Source organism: Bacillus coahuilensis m4-4 (genome assembly GCF_000171615.1).
In the GTDB taxonomy this organism is placed as follows: domain Bacteria; phylum Bacillota; class Bacilli; order Bacillales; family Bacillaceae_K; genus Bacillus_T; species Bacillus_T coahuilensis.
This window is the reverse complement of the sequence record NZ_ABFU01000083.1, coordinates 1-624: the sequence shown is the minus strand read 5'-3', so window position 1 is coordinate 624 and position 624 is coordinate 1. Positions and strand designations below refer to the sequence as shown.

Annotated in this window: 1 protein-coding gene and 1 tRNA gene; one reads left to right on the top strand and one right to left on the bottom strand. The window is 62.8% G+C overall.

Going from position 1 to position 624, the window contains the following annotated elements; translation table 11 throughout:
* Window positions 1-225, top strand: a 225-nt coding sequence (locus M44_RS28615; RefSeq protein ID WP_010176176.1) for a phosphoribosyltransferase, incomplete at its 5' end; no start/stop codon positions are given.
* A 97-nt stretch (window positions 226-322) separates the two neighbouring features.
* Here the strand turns inward: M44_RS28615 and M44_RS18705 are convergent.
* Window positions 323-410: transfer RNA gene (locus M44_RS18705), tRNA-Ser, on the bottom strand.
* Between the last annotated feature and the right edge of the window lie 214 nt (window positions 411-624).

Here is a 624-nt window from a genome sequence, read left to right as displayed (position 1 = left end):
CCAAGCGGCAGCTCCGGCGGCAACAGCGCGTTCCGTCTCGCCTCGGTATGGGAAAAGTTTGCGGTGCCAGAGGAAGGCCTAGCCTGGTTCGGAGCGAACCCGGGGCCGGTGCTGTTGGTCGATGACCTGGCGGACAGCCGCTGGAGTATCACTGTCGCCGGAAGGGCGCTCCGGCAGGCGGGTGCTCAGGAGGTGCTTCCCTTCGTGCTCGCACTCAAGGCCTGACGCGGCCGGTGGAGGCACCCGCCCCCGCACCGGTTGAACCAAAAGAAAGGCGCCCTGGGAGTTGATTTCTCAATTCGCAGGGCGCCTGATCCAAACGCGGAGACGGGGGGATTTGAACCCCCGGTGGGCTTTAGACCCACACTTCATTAGCAGTGAAGCCCATTCGGCCGCTCTGGCACGTCTCCAGCAGCTATTACTAGCCACCCAAGACTACCCAGAACCTCCGGGCAAGAGCAAAATCAGTCGAGCTACAGCTCGCCGGTCAAGGCCTTCCACACGAACTCGTAGGACATGGCATGCATGCGCGCGGCCTGGCGGTTATCCGATGCGCCCGCATGTCCACCTTCAAGGGCCTCGTGGAACCACACGTTCTCCACACCGAGTGACTTCATCCGTGCA